Origin of the sequence: Alloiococcus sp. CFN-8, from assembly GCF_049943125.1 — a bacterium.
Classification (GTDB): Bacteria; Bacillota; Clostridia; order Clostridiales; family Clostridiaceae; genus JAEXZL01.
In genome coordinates, this window is the sequence record NZ_CP188040.1 from 1,322,454 (window position 1) to 1,338,579 (window position 16,126).

Annotated in this window: 18 protein-coding genes; 9 read left to right on the plus strand and 9 right to left on the minus strand. The window is 34.8% G+C overall.

The genetic code is table 11. The annotated features are described in order from the left end of the window. Positions 1–45: 45 nt before the first annotated feature. The gene (locus tag ACPWSR_RS05830; RefSeq protein WP_426350759.1) at positions 46–360 is read right to left on the minus strand and encodes a PTS sugar transporter subunit IIB; all 315 of its coding nucleotides are present in this window, start codon (positions 358–360) and stop codon (positions 46–48) included. 357 nt (positions 361–717) lie between these two features. Between ACPWSR_RS05830 and ACPWSR_RS05835 the strand changes: the two genes are divergently transcribed. Genes ACPWSR_RS05835 through ACPWSR_RS05845 form a run of 3 tightly spaced genes read left to right on the plus strand, consistent with a single transcriptional unit; the run spans position 718 to position 2,552 of the window. After that, entirely contained in the window at positions 718–1,128 is a 411-nt protein-coding gene (locus tag ACPWSR_RS05835; protein ID WP_426350760.1) for a hypothetical protein, read from the plus strand. Positions 1,129–1,146: 18 nt separating this feature from the next. Next, positions 1,147–1,908 (plus strand): DeoR/GlpR family DNA-binding transcription regulator, encoded by a 762-nt coding sequence (locus ACPWSR_RS05840; RefSeq protein WP_426350761.1) that lies wholly within the window; start codon positions 1,147–1,149, stop codon positions 1,906–1,908. An 11-nt stretch (positions 1,909–1,919) separates the two neighbouring features. After that, the gene (locus tag ACPWSR_RS05845; protein WP_426350762.1) at positions 1,920–2,552 is read left to right on the plus strand and encodes a histidine phosphatase family protein; all 633 of its coding nucleotides are present in this window, start codon (positions 1,920–1,922) and stop codon (positions 2,550–2,552) included. Positions 2,553–2,630: 78 nt separating this feature from the next. On the opposite strand, the gene ACPWSR_RS05850 is transcribed toward ACPWSR_RS05845, so the two are convergent. Beyond that, a complete protein-coding gene (locus ACPWSR_RS05850; protein WP_426350763.1) occupies positions 2,631–3,572 on the minus strand; it encodes a GNAT family N-acetyltransferase in 942 nt (313 codons plus the stop codon). Between the two features lie 14 nt (positions 3,573–3,586). Continuing rightward, on the minus strand, positions 3,587–4,765 hold the full coding sequence (locus tag ACPWSR_RS05855; RefSeq protein WP_426350764.1) for an MFS transporter: 1,179 nt from the start codon (positions 4,763–4,765) through the stop codon (positions 3,587–3,589). A 142-nt stretch (positions 4,766–4,907) separates the two neighbouring features. Between ACPWSR_RS05855 and ACPWSR_RS05860 the strand changes: the two genes are divergently transcribed. Beyond that, positions 4,908–6,128 carry a class I SAM-dependent methyltransferase gene (locus tag ACPWSR_RS05860; RefSeq protein ID WP_426350765.1) on the plus strand — a complete coding sequence of 407 codons (1,221 nt, stop codon included), beginning with the start codon at positions 4,908–4,910 and terminating at the stop codon, positions 6,126–6,128. Positions 6,129–6,183: 55 nt separating this feature from the next. On the opposite strand, the gene ACPWSR_RS05865 is transcribed toward ACPWSR_RS05860, so the two are convergent. Further along, positions 6,184–7,203, minus strand: coding sequence for a hypothetical protein (locus ACPWSR_RS05865; RefSeq protein ID WP_426350766.1), 1,020 nt, complete (start codon positions 7,201–7,203; stop codon positions 6,184–6,186). Between the two features lie 73 nt (positions 7,204–7,276). After that, positions 7,277–8,125: a hypothetical protein gene (locus ACPWSR_RS05870; protein WP_426350767.1), complete on the minus strand. Its 849-nt coding sequence runs from the start codon at positions 8,123–8,125 to the stop codon at positions 7,277–7,279. A 192-nt stretch (positions 8,126–8,317) separates the two neighbouring features. On the opposite strand from ACPWSR_RS05870, the gene gatC reads away from it, so the two are divergent. From gatC to ACPWSR_RS05895, 5 genes are all read left to right on the plus strand, one after another. Beyond that, a complete protein-coding gene (gene gatC / locus ACPWSR_RS05875) occupies positions 8,318–8,584 on the plus strand; it encodes an Asp-tRNA(Asn)/Glu-tRNA(Gln) amidotransferase subunit GatC (RefSeq protein WP_426351355.1) in 267 nt (88 codons plus the stop codon). A gap of 8 nt (positions 8,585–8,592) precedes the next feature. Continuing rightward, complete coding sequence (gatA, locus tag ACPWSR_RS05880) at positions 8,593–10,068, plus strand: Asp-tRNA(Asn)/Glu-tRNA(Gln) amidotransferase subunit GatA (RefSeq protein WP_426350768.1); 1,476 nt, start codon at positions 8,593–8,595, stop codon at positions 10,066–10,068. Position 10,069: 1 nt separating this feature from the next. After that, positions 10,070–11,491 (plus strand): Asp-tRNA(Asn)/Glu-tRNA(Gln) amidotransferase subunit GatB, encoded by a 1,422-nt coding sequence (gatB, locus tag ACPWSR_RS05885; RefSeq protein WP_426350769.1) that lies wholly within the window; start codon positions 10,070–10,072, stop codon positions 11,489–11,491. Between the two features lie 213 nt (positions 11,492–11,704). Further along, complete coding sequence (locus ACPWSR_RS05890; protein ID WP_426350770.1) at positions 11,705–12,010, plus strand: DUF2089 family protein; 306 nt, start codon at positions 11,705–11,707, stop codon at positions 12,008–12,010. Further along, positions 12,010–12,282, plus strand: coding sequence for a hypothetical protein (locus tag ACPWSR_RS05895; protein ID WP_426350771.1), 273 nt, complete (start codon positions 12,010–12,012; stop codon positions 12,280–12,282). Before ACPWSR_RS05890 ends, ACPWSR_RS05895 begins: the two co-directional genes overlap by 1 nt. 287 nt (positions 12,283–12,569) lie before the next feature. On the opposite strand, the gene ACPWSR_RS05900 is transcribed toward ACPWSR_RS05895, so the two are convergent. From ACPWSR_RS05900 to ACPWSR_RS05915, 4 genes are all read right to left on the minus strand, one after another. Further along, positions 12,570–13,148, minus strand: a complete 579-nt coding sequence (locus ACPWSR_RS05900) for a hypothetical protein (RefSeq protein ID WP_426350772.1) — start codon at positions 13,146–13,148, stop codon at positions 12,570–12,572. Positions 13,149–13,360: 212 nt separating this feature from the next. Further along, positions 13,361–14,959, minus strand: coding sequence for a putative ABC transporter permease subunit (locus tag ACPWSR_RS05905; RefSeq protein WP_426350773.1), 1,599 nt, complete (start codon positions 14,957–14,959; stop codon positions 13,361–13,363). Next, positions 14,952–15,665, minus strand: a complete 714-nt coding sequence (locus ACPWSR_RS05910) for an ABC transporter ATP-binding protein (protein ID WP_426350774.1) — start codon at positions 15,663–15,665, stop codon at positions 14,952–14,954. Before ACPWSR_RS05910 ends, ACPWSR_RS05905 begins: the two co-directional genes overlap by 8 nt. Before the next feature lie 44 nt (positions 15,666–15,709). Beyond that, positions 15,710–16,111 (minus strand): PH domain-containing protein, encoded by a 402-nt coding sequence (locus tag ACPWSR_RS05915; RefSeq protein WP_426350775.1) that lies wholly within the window; start codon positions 16,109–16,111, stop codon positions 15,710–15,712. Positions 16,112–16,126 lie beyond the last annotated feature (15 nt).

The window sequence follows — 16,126 nt, forward strand, 5'->3', positions numbered from 1 at the left end:
AACCTACCTTCTACTTTTCACCTTTGTTAATTATGCAGATCCTATCTATTCAGCTCCGTTAATCTTTTCATTTACTTCACGGATTAGATTTTGCACCTTTTCTGAGGTTTTTTGTTTTCCTATACCGGTTATAAAGCCTGTTACATTCATTACCGGAACACTAAGGGTTCCTTTATAATTATTGGTTACAAAAATAACATCTACTCCAGGAGCCTTAGAAATCAATTCCATGATAGTACACTTACTTACTGTCACAGGAACATTAGCTTTTTCGCAAGCCTCCTTCACCTCCTTTACTGCTATAGCAGAGGTTGCAATTCCGCTGCCACAGGCAACTAGTACACGTATCGGTCTACCCATACTTCTTCTCCTCTCATAAGTTTTTATACAAAAGGTTAGACATATAAATAAGCCTTTCCTTATGCATCTCCATTAAAAACATCTTAAACATTAATTTTGATATATTTGTTTCATAATATATGAGATTTTTATGTCAATGTAAATGATTGCAATGAAGATTATAAAATAAATATTTAATTTTATTTAAATATATTAAAAAATAGTTTTTATATCAGTTTCATTATAGGCATATATTCTTTTTATGTCAACAATATTTTTAATTTTTAGACAATTTACTTAAATATATGTTGTTTATCTGACATAAAAATGTCATAATTGAATTAAATAAAATATTTTTTCCAAGGGAGGCATCTTTATATGAATTTTCCTCAAAAAAAAGATTATATCCTTAAGGACATAATCTGTGGTATTACTATTCTTTTACTAACACTTATCATAAAAATAAATAACTATGATATGTATTACACTGGAAAAAAGAGGGTTTACTTTTATCTATTGGCACTGACAGCTGCACTTATATTATTAATTAAGCCCTTTAGAAGTAAGCTTTCAATAATTGATGATTCTATAGTCTTCACTGATGGATTCATGCCCTTGAGAAGAATCCCCTTCCAGGTGATAAGTTACTTAGAATACAAGAATCGTCTTAGAGTCATTATCCATCTTCCCAGGAATAAGAAAGTAAGTATAAGATACAGCTATGAGAACTTTGATGGCTTTTTAGATATATTGAAACAAAAAGGTGTTAACCTTCAAAAAAAACATTAATGTATATAGGTGATATTTATGAAGGGTAAAGGTAATAAAAGAATTTCATTATTATATGAGTATATTAGAGATAAAGGCTATGTTTCAGTAAATGATCTTATAAGTGAATTTAACATATCTAAGTCAACGGTAATAAGAGATTTAGAATTTTTACATAAGGAAGGGCAGGTAGCCAGGGTGCACGGAGGAGCTGTTCCTATAAATAATGAAGCCACGCCTAAATACGATCTTAGAGAAATTATGAACAGCAGCTTAAAGGAAAGGATAGGAAGAGCTGCTGCTAGTCTTGTAAAGGATAATGATGAAATATTTATTGATGCTGGTTCAACCTGCTATGAATTTTACAAAAATATAACTGCTAAAAATGTTACGGTATTTACCTGTAATCTTGCTATAGTTTCTCATAAATATAAACCAAATATCAAGCATTTATACACCCTAGAAGGAGAGGTATCTCACTCAAGCAGCACTATTGGTGGCAGCTTAACTTCAGAAAATATAAAAAGAATAAATCCTTCAAAGGTATTTTTCTCCTCAACAGGCTTGAGCCATGAATGCTATATACAAGCAAACTCAGAATTTGAACTCTCAGGCATTAAAGCTGTAAACAGTATGAGTGGCGAGAAGATATATCTTATAGATTCCTCGAAAATATATACCACCAAGCTCTTTAAGGCCGTTCCTTTAAGCTGCGTAAATTACCTAATAACCGATGACAGTATAAATCCTGATAGTGCCTCTACTATAAAAAGCTTGGTTAAGAACCTAATTATAGTTTAGGAGGTAAGCCCATGACTACCATATACATTACAAGGCATGGAGAAACAAGATTTAATATAGAAAAAAGATTCCAGGGCTGGATAGATTCAGAGCTTACAGAGACGGGAATAGCTAATGCTAGAGCTCTAGGAGAAAGGCTTCTGGACATAGATATCCATAGAATATATTCAAGTCCTCTAAAAAGGGCTAAGGATACTGCTGAAATAATAAGGGGCAGTCGACCCATAGAATTAATAGATGAAGATGGCTTAAAGGAAATGTATTTTGGAAAATGGGAAGGACTCACCTATTCTTCTGCTGAAGAAAGGAGTGGTATAAAGGTAAGTACCTTCTTCAAAAACCTTCCTTCTTATACTGCTGAGGATGGGGAAGCTTTTCAGGATTTTTCTGATAGGATAGCTAATACCTTTAAAAAAATCCTCTCAGCTAATGAAGGCAAAACAATATTAATTGTAACCCATGCTCTTCCAGTAAAGCTCTTAATAGCCTTAACCAGTAATATGGGGGCAGAAAATATAGGACAAGTGCCCTATGTACACCAGGCAAGTCTCACAGAGATTCATTATGAGATGGGTGAATATAAGCCTATACTCATAGGAGATATATCTCATTTTAAGGAAAGAAATTTAACTCCCTGGTTATAAGGGTTAATCGAGTGCAAAGAAATTAAAAATAGGGTGGTATTAGATAAAATAATCATCTAATTACCACCCAATATCAGCTTATTCCTCATTAATCTTATAAAAGGTTATATGATCCTGCCATGCTCCTGCTATATTAAGGTACTGTTCATTTCTGCCCAACTCTTTAAAGCCACAGCCCTTTAGCACCCTTTGAGACTTTACATTTTCTAACAAAGCAGAACCCTCAAGGCGGTGGAGCTCCATCTCAGAAAAAGCATAGTCACATAAAAGCCTAAGAGCTCTTTTACCATAGCCCTTACCTTCATGGTCCTTATCAATAGAATAGCCTACTATTCCACTTCTAAAAGCTCCATAAATAATATTGGCTACCTTTGCCTTCCCTATGAGTCTATCCCTTAAAAACACTCCAAACTCCACTGAGCTTCCATTTAAGTAGCCTCTATAAGCTTCTGCTAGGTTTTCTCTCTGAGTTTCCAGAGTAAAAAAACTGTTCACCCTCTTAGGCTCGAAGGGAGCTAGATACTCTTTATTTCTTATATAATATTCTAGAAGCTCATCAGCATGTTCAGGAGTCAGTACCTTTAGATAAAACTCTTCCTTATTATCTTCTTTAACTATTTCTCTTCCCTTAAGCTGCATTGAATAATATTTATCTATGGATAAGCCAAATATATATTCATTTTCCAGGCTTCCTTTATAAATTACATTGTCCTCTAAAACTCCCTGAAGAGTGAGTCCACAGGCAGTGAAGGCCTTTGTGCACTGCTCCTCGTGGGTATAGATGTTCACCTTATTGAAGTTTTTGTCCTTAAATACAGAAGCTAAGATCAGTTTAAGAGAATCCTCCAGAAAGGACTCCTCCTCATCATAATAATTTAACCTGAGAGAGCATCTTTTGTTTTCCTTATCCATATCAAAGATAATAAATCTCCCTCTATTTATCCCTTGTTTATTTTTTATGATGTATTCATTACCGCTTCCTCTCACAGCTTCAATGAGAGCATTAACTTTTCCAATCATTTACAAAGACTCCTTTAATGCTTATTGGCCAATAGAGGCTTGGTCTTTTTAAAAATAATAATATTAAAGATTATAGATACTGTTAAAACTCCAGGTATTAAAAATATTGCCTTTTCTGCACCAAAATAATCATTAGCTAAGCCAAAAGCATAATTTAATAGCATGCTTTGAAAAGACGCTGTAGTGACAAGTATCCCTGTGATATATGCGCTACTTATGGGAAAAACCTTTGGTATTGTTGAAATCACCGTAGGAAAGGTTATAGCAAAGAACAAGCCTGAGAGAGCAATTAAGAATAATGCCCCTTCTCCCAGTAGAAGTCCAGCTGTAAATAATATCAATGCAATCATTAATGATGCAATAACTGTTTTAAAGCTCCCAAATCTTTCTACTACAAAGCCCCCAAAGAGTCTTCCTAAAGCAAAGATTAAAAAGAAGGTAGATAAGTATACAGAGGCATCATTTTCACTTTGAGAATAGGCTTCAACTAGATAATTTACCAGCCAGTTAGAGGTGCATATTTCAGCAGCTACATAAGTTCCCAAGGCAATCATGTAGAGAATTATCAGCTTATTTTTAAATATCTCCTTTATAGATAGCTTTTTCTCGTCCTTCTTTTCCTTTACCTCAGGAAAGGGAATAAAAAATAGAATCAAAAATAATATACCTATTATTACTGCAACGATTAAATAAAGCTGCCTCCAGCTGATACCTTTGTCCAAGAAAAAGCCAAAGCTTCTCTGTCCAAGGGTAGATCCAAAGCCGTAGAAAAAGTGCATGAGATTCATGGCTAAGCTTTGAAAGCTTAAAACAATAACCGGCAGCAGGGTATTTCCAGAGATACCAGCAAAGCCTAGTCCAGCACTATTTATACCTATCCATATTGCAAAGGCTAAAAAGCTCTGACTAATGGACATCATCACCAGTGATACCATCAAGGTTATAACTCCAAGAATGAGTACTATCTTCTGACCAATCTTTTCACAGAGATAGCCTCCAAAAAAATTAGCTATCATGTAGGTTAGAGAGGTACCCATGAGCATATATGAAATTTCTTTATCTCCTATTATAAAGTACTCTTTAAAGCCGGGGATAAATATTCCCTTGCTATTTTCTGTAATACCAGACAAAATCATCATTATAAATAAAATTATTAATGCACCGGGGAAGCGAGTGCTTATCTTTTGTTTCATTATAAGTACCTCCGCGAATTTATCCTGAAATTAATTACCTTTTTGATTATAACATACTAATATGCAATTAAAAGCTATTGATATTTTTAATTACTTATGTTTATATGAATTATATTAACTACCAATTGTAGGAGATGATTTTTTGAATAAGCAGAATATAGGAAAGCTAAGGCTTTTTTTGATGGGTCTTACTAGCCGTTTTGAAGAAAACCAGACAATTTTTAATAGCATAAATGTTACCTTTTCTTCCGGCCTTAAGGAATTTAAAGGTAGAGGCCATTATGAGGAAGGAAAGATAAGCTATAATTTTAATGGCAGAACAGAGCTTTTAAGTATTTCAGAGTTATTTGAAGCTATAATAGATGCAGCAGAAAACTATGAGGCCTTATCACTTATTTATAGTGAAAGAGGGAGTAACATCCTTATCCAGGGCGATAATAAAAATGTAAAAATGACTACTACTGAGGCTACTGAGGAAGAAGCTACAAAGGATACAAAAGCTTCTTCTAATATTGTCAAGGGTACTTCAGGACTTCATATATCGGAGACCTCTACCCTTTTAAACAGGGATTATTACATAAAGGCTGGAAAGGCTGATGCCTTATTAAAGGAAATTGGCATCATGTCCAAGGATGGAAAGATAAAGAACAGCAAGATAAGAAAGTATAATCAGATCGATCATTATGTAGAACTCTTGGAAGGAATAATAGATACCCTTCCAAGAAATCAGGTAATAAATATCTTAGACTGCGGTTGTGGCAAATCCTATTTAACCTTTGTCCTTAACTATTATCTAACAGAGGTGAAGAAGCTAAAATGCCACTTCATAGGAATTGATATATCTCCTGAGGTTATTGAAGCCTCTAAAAAAATGGCAGCTAACCTTGGCTATAGAAACATGGAGTTCCATGCATTAGATATCAATAATTACGAACCTAAGAAAAAGCTTCATGTTATTATATCCCTCCATGCCTGCGACACCGCAACGGACATGGCCTTAGCTGCCGGAATCAGAATGGAATCAGAGGTAATAATAGCTGTTCCCTGCTGTCATAGAGAGATCCTAAGCCAATATAGCTACGAGCCCTTTAAGGGAATATTAAAGCACGGCATATTTAAAACAAGAATGGCCGATGTCTTAACGGACGGCATGCGCTCCATGCTTCTAGAGGCAAAGGGCTACGAGGTTTCCGTGGTGGAATATATATCTCCTCTAGAGACCCCAAAGAATCTGATGATCAGAGCCATAAAAAAGACAAAAGAAAGACCAGAGCTTATGGATGAATATCATAACCTCATGGGCTCCTTAGGAGTTTATCCCGCTTTATATAGATTTTTAATGGAGCAGGACTACAATAATTAAACATAATATAGCCCTAAAGATCAGTATTATCCAATCTTTGGGGCTTTTCATTGTATTAAAAGGAGTACTTAGACGTATTAGGTATATGTTCCATTTTTTTATATTCCAATATATACTTAATAGTATCCGTTATACATTCTATTTTATTAATTTTCATTTTTCCTTCTTCTTTAACAAGTGTAAAGGTCATAAACTCATTTGTGCTTTCTATTTCACTTGATTTTCTATTGACAGCCTTAATCGAAATATCTCCATTTTGATAGTGTATTATAGTTCCATAATCCTGAATTTTACCTTCCGTAAGATTCTCATAATCATCTTCTGTAATATTGGCTGTAATTAAGCTTTCTACCTCTTTCTTATTACCATCCTTTATATTGTTTTGAAACCCTGTAAGCATATTTTCTATGTCCTTACCTAGCTTCACATATTCTGGACTATAAAGCTCTGAACCATCACCTAATAGCTTCTGAAGCTCAGTATTTCTTCCAGCTACGTAGCTTGGATTTTTTGTGGTGGTATTTCTATAGATACCTTCTCCTGTTTCTGTAGATGCTATCTCGTCCATACTGCCACTGTTGTAATATATATTGATAATGAAAGTTGGATTACTCTGCTGTCCTTCTCCTGCGGGATTAACTTTATAATATTGTGCATTAGTTCCTTTTATAGATTGAAAAATTTGTTCAATTTTATCCTTATCCTTAGCTGTATTATATCTTACCTCAATATAACCCCATCCCTCTCTTTCAGAATAAGGGTATAAAACTCCTAACGCCTCTACATTCTTTAGTTCATCCGTTAGCAGCGTTTTTATTTCATTATCATCAGTATTTAATTCATCTTCAGTATTTAAATCCTCGTCATCAGCCTTTAAATCATCTTGAGTATTTAATTCGTCATCATCTGTTTTAACTTCATCCTCAGTGTTTAACTCCTCATCATTTGTATATAATTTCTCTTGTTTTTCTAAATCCTTGGGCTCAGGTCCTGGTGCTGTATCCCCATTTTCAACACAGCCAGGGATAAATGTTATTAATAATAAAGATATCAATAGCTTTATGCCTTTTCTCACAGCTAATCCCCCTAAAAGCTTTTATATAGCTAAATTTATACGTATATATTCGGATAACAGACTGAAGTTTATATTAATTGGAATATATAAAGGTATCCGTTATACATTCTATATTATTAATTTTCATATCCCCCTCTATATTAACAAAGGTAAAGGTCATGAATTCATTTGTACTTTCATTTCTACTTAATTTTCTATTAATAGCATCAATAGAAACATCACCATTTTGATAGTATATTATTGGCCCAGTAATCTCGAGATTTCCTTCCTTAAGATTTTCATAGGCATCCTCTGTAATGTTAGATGTAATGAAATTCGTTATCTCTTCCTTATTTTCACTTTTCATATTACTTTGAAAGCTTGTCAATTTAACTTTTATATTTTCACCAATCTTCCTATATTCTAAACTATACAACTCTGAACCATCACCTAATAGCTTCTCTAACTGAGAATTAGACCCTCCTACCCAGCTAGGATTTTTCGTGGTGGTATTTCTAAATATATATTCACCAGATTCAGTAGATGCTATCTCGTCCATTTTACCACCGTTGTAATATATATTGATAATGAAGGTTGGATCACTCTGCTGCCCTTCTCCTTGGGGAGAAACCTTATGATATTTATCTCTAGTACCTTTAATGGACTTATAAATCTCTTCAATTTTCTCCTTATCCTTGGCTATATTATACCTGACTTCAATATAGTCTCCTGAGCTAGCATAGGGGTATAGAACACCTAGCTCTTCTACATTTTTGAACTTATCCGTTAATAGTGTTTTTATTTCCTTATTATCAGTTTTTAATTCATCTTGATTCTCTTTATCCTTGGGCTTAGGTCCTGGTATTATGTCACTACTTTCAATGCAGCCAACGAAAATTGTTATTAATAATAAAGACAACAGTAGCTTTATACCTTTTCTCACAGCTAATCCTCCTACAAGCTTTTATCGTGATAAATATAATACGTATATTTTTGGAAAATAGATTGTGATTAAGCAATAATTATATCGTTGTATTATAATAGTATATAATTCTTGTAGTATTAGATATTAAGGCTTTTAGACCATAATAAATAGTGAAGTATAATAGCTGCTAAGGAGGAGATTTACATAGATATAGATAATTTAGCTGACCTAGCAAAGGTCTATCTTACAGATAAAGAAAAGGAAATATTAGAGAAGGAGCTGCCAGATATAATTGAATTTTTTCATGAGCTTTCTTCCCTTGATATAGAAAATGTAAAAGCCACAGCCCATGTTATTCCCCTAAAAAATATCCTGAGAGAAGATCAGGTTATGAATAATTTCTCTAGAGAGGAGCTTCTACAAAATGCTCCCACTAAGGATAAGGATTATATTATAGTGCCTAAGGTTGTGGATTAGGAGGACATATGAGTAATAATATAACTAAGCTCTCTCTTTCTGAGGCTTCAACCCTGCTTATAAAAAAGGAGCTATCTTCTGAGGAGCTGTGCAGAGCATACATAAATAATATTAATGAAAAAGAAAATACCATAAATGCTTATATTACATTAACCAGCGAGCAGGCTTTAGAGAAGGCAAAGGAAATAGACTCAAGAAGAATAGCTGGAGAAAGTCTTTCTCCCCTTGCAGGAATTCCTTATAGCCTCAAGGATAATATCTGCACTAAAAACATCCCAACCACCTGTGGCTCTAAAATGCTGAAGAACTTTGTTCCTCCCTATAATGCAGAGGTGGTAGATAGGCTTAATAAGGAGGAAGCATTACTTATAGGGAAGACCAATATGGATGAGTTTGCCATGGGCTCCACCACAGAAAACTCCTACTTTAAAATCACCAAAAATCCTAGAGACATAGAAAGGGTTCCTGGGGGTAGCTCTGGTGGTTCTGCTGCATCGGTAGCAGCAGAGGAAACGGCCTTCTCCTTAGGCTCCGATACAGGAGGCTCCATAAGACAGCCAGCTTCCTTTTGTGGTGTAGTAGGAATGAAGCCTACCTATGGCTCTGTCTCCAGAAGAGGCCTCGTAGCCTTTGCCTCCTCCTTGGATCAGATTGGGTCAATCACAAAGAATGTATTAGACTCAGCCCTAGTATTAAATACCATAGCTGGCCATGATAAAGGAGACAGCACCTCCGTAGACAGAAGCTATCCAGACTATGCCCAAGGGATTTATCAAGGAGTTAAGGGTATGCGCATAGGACTTTTAAAGGAGCTTTTCCATGATGGAATTGAGTCAGAAATCAAAGCCTCTATTCTGAAGTCAGCAAAAGTCTACGAAGCTTTGGGAGCAGAAATAGTGGAGCTGTCTCTTCCTAATTTAAAGCATGCTCTTCCTGCCTACTATATTATCTCCAGTGCTGAGGCCTCCTCAAATCTTGCCAGGTTTGATGGTATACGCTATGGCTATAGAACCGATGAGTATGAAGATATAGATGAGCTTTATAAAAAATCCAGAGGCGAAGGCTTTGGCTCTGAGGTAAAGAAAAGAATAATCCTCGGCACCTTTGTCCTAAGCTCGGAACACTATGACTCATATTATAAAAGAGCATTGCAGGTTAGAACTCTCATTGCAAGGGACTTCAGCTCTGCTTTTAAAAAATGTGATGTAATCCTGTCACCAGCAGCACCTACCACAGCCTATAAAATAAATAAAAAAACTTCAAACCCATTAAAATTATATATGGGGGATATCTTTACGGCTCCTGTTAACATAGCTGGAATCCCTGCTCTAACTCTCCCCTGCGCCATAGATAAGAACGGTCTACCTATTGGCATGCAGCTTATAGGAAAAGCCTTTGATGAGAACACCTTATACAGAGCAGGCTACGCCTTTGAAAGAGAGATAGGAACCTTTGAAAGTATAAAGGTGAAAGGAGGGCTTTAAAATGACAGGAAATTATGAAATGGTAGTAGGCTTAGAGGTTCATGTGGAGCTGGGTACCAAAACAAAGATCTTCTGCTCCTGTCCTACAACCTTTGGAGCAGAGCCAAACACTCAGTGCTGTCCTGTGTGCATGGGAATGCCGGGAACCCTTCCAGTTTTAAATAAGGAAGTGGTGAATTATGCTATAAAGGCAGGCTTAGCTACCAACTGTACCATTGCCTCCTATTCAAAGCAGGATAGAAAAAACTACTTTTATCCTGACTTACCTAAGGCCTATCAAATATCTCAATATGATTTACCTTTATGTACCAAGGGGTATCTTGATATTGAAGTAGGAGAAGCTAATAAGCGTATAGGAATAACAAGAATTCACATTGAGGAGGATGCAGGAAAGCTTATCCATGACGATAAAAAAGGTACCTTAATAGATTGTAATCGCTGTGGTATTCCTCTCATAGAAATAGTATCAGAGCCAGACTTTCGCTCTCCTAAGGAGGTGGATTCCTACTTAAAAAAGCTCAGAGCAATACTCATATATTCTGGTGTATCTAACTGCCAAATGAATAAGGGACAGTTCCGCTGTGATGTTAACCTCTCCGTAAGAAAAAAGGGAGATTCCTCACTGAGAACAAGAACAGAAATAAAAAATATAAATTCCTTTCAATTTGTCATCAAGGCCATTGAATATGAGTTCAAAAGACAGGTAGAAGCTATTGAAAAGGGTGAGGAAATAATCCAGGAAACTCGCCGATTCGATGAAAACAGCGGTAAGACCTTATCCATGAGAAGGAAGGAAGAAGCCACGGACTACAGATTTTTTCCCGACCCAGATTTAGCTCCTATTGAGATTTCAAGAGAGCTGATAGAAGAGCTAAAGGGAGACCTAGGTAAGCTTCCCGATGAAAGAAGAAAAATATACATGGAAAGCTACGGTCTCACTCCTTATGACAGTGAAACTCTACTTAACAACAAATATAGAGCAGATTACTTTGAAGCAGCAGCTGAAAAAACCTCTTATCCAAAGCTCCTATCTAACCTTATGCAGGCAGAGGTTTTCAGGCTTCTTCCCTTAGAGGAAAGCATCATAGAAATATCACCAGAGTACATGGCTTCCATAGCAGAGCTTTTAGGAACTGAATCCATCAACAGCAGCACTGCCAAGAAGCTCATCAATGACTGCTGGACCACTGGAAAGGATCCAAGAAATATAGTCCAGGAGGAAGGCTTGGAGCAGATAAATGATGAGGGCACCCTTAGAGTAATAGTAGAGGAAATTCTTTCAAAAAATCAAAGGTCCATTGAGGACTACAAAAACGGCAGAGACTCGGCCTTTAAATATCTTATGGGTCAGGTCATGGCAAAAACCCGTGGAAAGGCTAATCCTGTGAAGCTACAAAGGATATTAAAGGAAGCTTTGAATTAACTGGATTCGTTTTAGAGTACAAACAATAAAATCACGAAATACTTATAAAAAACCGTACGACGTAAGTACGGTTTTTCTTTTTAAAATAGTTGCGTTTATTCTATTTTATTTCATTAATTCCATATTTTCCTTGACTTTAATAAAGTTAAAGATTATATTAATAATATTAAACATATAATTTAGATAAAACTTTATATTATAGAAGGTGATAACATGTCCATAGAAATATTCCCGGATTGGCTTAAAAATCTAGAAAATGAAGATATTAATTTCATTAAAAAATTCGTCTTAGCATCAGGATCATTAAAAGAAGTAGCTTTACTCTACGGCGTTACCTACCCTACTGTAAGATTGCGATTGGATAAATTAATTCAAAAGATTAAAATTAACGATGATACAACAAATGAGCCTTATATAACATTAATAAAAAAATTAGTATTAGATGAAAAAATAGATCTGGATACTGCTAAGGTATTAATTTCTGAGTATAAAAAATCTAAAAAGGAGGGTGAAAAATAATGCACTCATTTCCAATAAATTCTATTATTTTATTACTTATAATCCCAGTTCTTTTAGTAATAGTAGAGTATTTTTTAGCAAAGATGAAAGACCCTATTGCTGGATTAATACTTCCTATACTCTGCGGTATTTCTTTAATTTTTACAGCGTGGTACGGACCTCTATTATCAATCTTTCTATTTATTACTTACTTTGTTACAAGGAATAATAAAGCAAAAGAAAATAAAGGTCCTACAGATATGGATAAAATGAATATTGAAGATTTGAGTTAAATCTTTTATTGATAAAATGCTATTATAATCATACTTTTTAAAAAAAATCCATTAGAGGCACTGTATATCCATAAACGTTTTTAGGTGTAGAATCAATGATGTATAGTATATTTAATGCTATGGAGGTTGTTGGATGTTTCAGTTCTAAAAAAGCTACAGAAAGGAAAGCAGAAAAAAAGATGTGAAAAGTTACTCAAGTTAAATGTCAATGATAATTTAAATTTGTCTATATAAAATATAACATAAATACTTGAGCTCTTCTCACATAAAAAAATAAGTATTAAACATTATTTCTGTAATAAATAGTCCTTCCAGTTGTTAATTTTATTGAATACTTCTTTAGTAGAACCCTCAGGAATTAGTGTTATTTCTTTATCGGTCGATTTATATGTATAGAAGGCTCTACCAAACAAGATTACTTCTTTATCTCCTACAGCATCATAAAGAAATATTGGCCTATCGACACCACCAAGAGTAAGCTGCTTTAGTGTATTCTTTTGAACAGTGGTAGAGAAGCTTACACTAATAAAGTAATCGAAATTAGTATCCTCCAGTGTGTTTTTAAATACACTTTCTTTATAGTCTGAGATAGTCATGTATTTTACTTCATCAATTATTAAAGAAGTATCAATACCATTACTTTCTAAGAAATTTACTATCTCTGGCTCTATTAGTGTAATTGATGATTCAATATCTGATGAGGTAGTATCAGGTTGTTCAGATTCGGGTTCTGTTTTATTTATAACTGTATTGTCGGTTGTTTTAGCCTGATTGTCAGAGTTAACTTTAGATTGTGAATTATTACAACCTATAAATGCTAGTGAAAGTGATAGCGCTAATAAAAGAACAATAATTTTTTTCATCATAATAACCTCCTAATAAATATAACAATCTATATTTTAATTATAACTTATATTTTATATTGATGTATTATCCTAACCGTTTTTTAAAACACTAATTCACAATCCAGATATATTATGTCATTTAAAAATCCAGTAGCTTTTATTCTACTGGATTTTCATATTTAACATTATTTATATCCTTAACTCTCTATAAGTGTAGTGAACAAGTTTTTTTACTATAAGTGCATGAATATCTCTCTTCCTCTAGTTTTCAGATATCTGACAAGACCTAGAGATAAAAGAGCAAATACACCTGTACATATGATTAGATATATATCTGCACTTAGACTATCCACTAGAAACTTTATATATATAATCACTGGAAGAGCTACAAAGGCCATGGAACCAAACATGGCAATGAGTGAGCTTATTCCCTGCTTTACAGCTACCGTTTCATTGACCCAGTCAAACTTGGGGAACTTTAAATTGATTACTACTCCTAAAAAAGCAGTAAATGCTGTTACAGCTATAGGTAAAAGGTATAGGAATATCCTGCTAATTAGAGATAAATCAAATATGACGTTGCATACGGTTGAAGTAATTAATAGTGGAGGTATGCAGACTATCATATGCATATAAGCCTTAGACATAAGAACCTCTCCTCCATCTACAGGAAGGGATTGAGCTATCCACAAATTCTTTCCCTCCAGGGAAATTGATGGTGCTGAAATAAAGTTCGTTGCCGTAAGAGCCGAGAGAATAATGCAGAGCAATGGTCCAGTAAAGCTTCTAAACTCAGGTGCTATTTCTAATACTTGAAAAATCATATCCCTTTTAACTATTGCTCCGCCAGCAAGTATTAGAATAAAGATTATTCCAAGAGCAGAGTTCAGCATATACATAGGGCTTGAAACAAAATGTCTAAGCTCCTTTTTTATGAGGGCTCCTCTAGCACTGCTTACTTTAAGCGCTTCTTCTTTGTATTTAATTTTATTAGCACCTCTTTTTGAGGTTGCTATCCTTATAAAGCTTTTAGATAATATAATATAAACTACTGCAAAGGGAACTATAGCACAAAGAGCAAATATAACTAGACTCAGTACATTCCCCTCAGTAATTGCTAAACCCATGTGGTAGGCAGGAAATACCACCTTTTTAATAGCATCTCCAATTGCAGCTCCCTTTTCTACCAATGCTGTTATATATCTATTCATCTGACTAAACACTATAAAATATGCTGCTAAAAAGCCCAGAGATAGTATCATTGTTATTATATTTTTATTTCTCAGCCTCTCTACTATTAAAGCTATAATCCAGCCAACTATGCAGGATAGGGTTAATGGAATCAAGGGTAGAAGCAAAGATACAAGTATAAACATTATTAGGGTTGAAGGCTCTGCTCCTGCAGCATCAAAATATATCCACACAGCAGGGATAAGGATAAAGGTCTGATATAGATAATTAAGAAGCAGAAGCATGCCCATTCTACTAGCTAGAATTAACCTTGCTGGTATTGGCATTGATAAAAGAAGATCATTATCCCTAGCAGCATAAAGCTGTGTTTGGGCAACGAAAACACTGCCTATAAAGGATAAAGCAGCAGCTACTATTCCTGCTAGAGCAAAATAAAGCCATTCTAATCCCATATTCATAAGAGGTTTGCATAAAGTAACAAAAAGCATTGAAAATGATAAAAACATAGCACCAATTATATATATCACTAGCGCTCCCATACCTAACTTAAAGAGGGGACCGTGTTTTTTCCCTTTATTGTAGCCTCTAAATAAATAGCTATTTAAGGCTAAGAATCTTGTTTTTAATAACGCCCTAAACATTCTTATCCTCCAGTTCTAGGAATACATCCTCTAAAGAAGTATTTCCCTTAACCTCTTCAGTGGGACCTGCTACAACTAGCCTTCCATCTTTGATTATAGCTATCTTATGACATAGCTTTTCTGCCACCTCCAGCACATGAGTTGAGAAGAATATAGCTCCTCCCTCTGCACAGAGCTCTCTCATAAGCTCTTTAAGGCTGAATGAAGCTTTAGGATCAAGACCAACAAAAGGTTCATCCATTATTATGAGCTTTGGTTTATGGATAAGAGCTGCTATAACTGCAAGCTTCTGCTTCATTCCATGGGAATAGGCACTGATGGGCTGAGCCAAATCCTCTGTGAGCTCAAATAAATCAGAGTATTTCTTAATCCTCTCTTCCCTTTCCCCTTTGCTAACTCCATATATATCTGCAACAAAATTCAAGTATTTTATCCCAGACAAAAATTCATATAGGTCAGGATTATCCGGTATATAAGCTATTTCCTTTTTACACTTTAAAGGCTCATCCTTAATGGACATACCATCTACCAGTATTTCTCCTGAATCAAACTGCAGTATTCCACAGCAGGCCTTTATAGTAGTAGTTTTGCCAGCACCGTTATGACCAATAAAGCCATAAATTTCTCCTGGCTGTATATGAAGAGTAAGATCATCCACAGCTTTTTTATTTCCGTAGCTTTTAGTTAGATTAGTAATTTTCAGCACAATAAATCCCCCTCTATTTTAAGCATTCACTGCTTAATTAATATCTATTTTATTATTTCCTGGAGCTCCTTAAATATATTTTGTGTTTTTTCTTCTGTTTCTAAATTAAAGACTATTACTCCATCAGCTGTATAAATAACTATAACCTTATCTAAATCCTTGTATTTATACAGCTTGTATTTACCAAATTCTTCATTGGCAAAGCTTCCACCTAACATTCTAAAGCTAGAAATTCCAAGAAGCCTTTCTCCTGTTTTAATGCCCTCCCTAAGCTCCAGCTCTTTTATATCCTGGATGCCTACCTTAGAGTTTCCTGACAGGAAAGAGCCAACCTGAAAAGTATCTTTCTCTAGCCTATAAGATATTTTTCCAGAGAACATTATCCAGGCAACCAAAACTAATACTGTTAAGCTTATTATCCCTTTAATTTTATCCTTTCTTTTCATTCCGTCCTTCCGCTC